Source organism: Paenibacillus sp. An7 (assembly GCF_009870785.1).
Lineage (GTDB): Bacteria > Bacillota > Bacilli > Paenibacillales > Paenibacillaceae > Paenibacillus.
In genome coordinates, this window is sequence record NZ_WTWX01000065.1 from 1 (window position 1) to 1,477 (window position 1,477).

General features: G+C 41.1%; 1 protein-coding gene. It reads left to right on the forward strand.

The genetic code is table 11. The features are described 5' to 3' along the window. Window positions 1-52: 52 nt before the first annotated feature. Entirely contained in the window at window positions 53-1,411 is a 1,359-nt protein-coding gene (locus GQY27_RS21150) for an IS1182 family transposase (RefSeq protein WP_160037240.1), read from the forward strand. Window positions 1,412-1,477 lie beyond the last annotated feature (66 nt).

Below are 1,477 nucleotides of genomic sequence, written 5' to 3' on the forward strand. Positions count from 1 at the left end.
CAGTCTTTTTTATTTTACAATAGAAGTAACTACTTTATTTGAGGTGACAATCATGCTAACGAAACAATCATCCACTCAGCGTGACCAACTTGAAATGGTTGCTCTGGATCAACTCGTGCCAGAAGATCATTTGGTTCGCAAAATCGAATCGGCAATCGACTTTTCTTTTATCTACGATTTGGTTCAGGATCATTATTCGGAAATTGGACGACCTAGCATCGATCCGGTCATCTTAATTAAATTACCTCTTATTCAATATACTTTTGGTATTCGTTCCATGCGAAAAACGATCGAAGAAGTACAGACCAATATGGCGTATCGTTGGTTTTTGGGCTATGGATTTTATGATAAAGTTCCGCATTTCTCTACTTTCGGAAAGAACTACGAACGTCGTTTTAAAGATACAGATCTATTTGAACAGATTTTCTACCGTATTTTGCGGACTGCAGCTGAGAAACATTTACTCAGCGCGGAGCATGTTTTCATCGATTCTACACACGTAAAAGCGAGTGCGAACAAACGAAAATTCGAAAAGAAAGTTGTACGCAAAGAAACAAGAGCATACCAACGCAAACTGGAAGAGGAAATTAACCAAGACCGGGATGATCACAATAAAAAGCCGTTTCCTCCGGACTCTTTTAAAAAAGAAGAAGAAAAGGAAATTAAACAAAGCACTACAGATCCCGATAGCGGCTACTATGTCAAAGATGAACGGACCAAACAATTTGCTTATTCGTTTCACGCAGCAGTAGACCGAAACGGATTTGTACTCGGTAACATCGTCACTCCCGGAAATGAACATGACAGCCACTTGCTTGCACCCCTGGTAGAAATGGTAAAAGAAAAGATTGGAAAACCTGTAGCAGTAGCAGCCGATGCTGCCTACAAAACGCCATGGATTAGCAAATATTTGTTGGAGCAAGGGGTTACTCCGGCGCTGCCTTATACACGTCCGCGTTCTCAAAAAGAAGGTTTTCGAAAAGATGACTACGTGTATGATGAATATTTTGATGCCTATTTATGTCCTGCTAACGAGGTGTTACCTTACTCGACCACCAATAAAGAAGGGTACCGAGAGTACAAATCTCCAAAAGAAATTTGTAAATCGTGTCGTTATTTATCCATGTGTACAGGAAGCAAGAACCACCAAAAAGTAGTGACGCGACATGTATGGCAAAACCACTTAGAAGAAGTAGAGCATCTAAGACAGCACCAGCATGTAAAACAAATCTATGCGAAACGAAAAGAAACGGTGGAACGGGTATTTGCAGACGCAAAAGAAAAGCATGGCATGCGATGGACAACCCTGAGAGGGCTGAAAAAATTGTCCATGCAGGCGATGCTTACGTTTGCTGCCATGAATTTGAAGAAAATCGCCAGATGGTCGTGGAACAGACCAATCCCGGCGTAAATCAGGTGGAAACCGGTCTGATTTATTCATGAAAAGAAGTAGAAATGACAAAAGGCATTCAGAATG

Coding starts and splice junctions, on each gene's coding strand:
- GQY27_RS21150 (WP_160037240.1), top strand. CDS start 53: ATGCTAACGAAACAATCATCCACTCAGCGTGACCAACTTGAAATGGTT.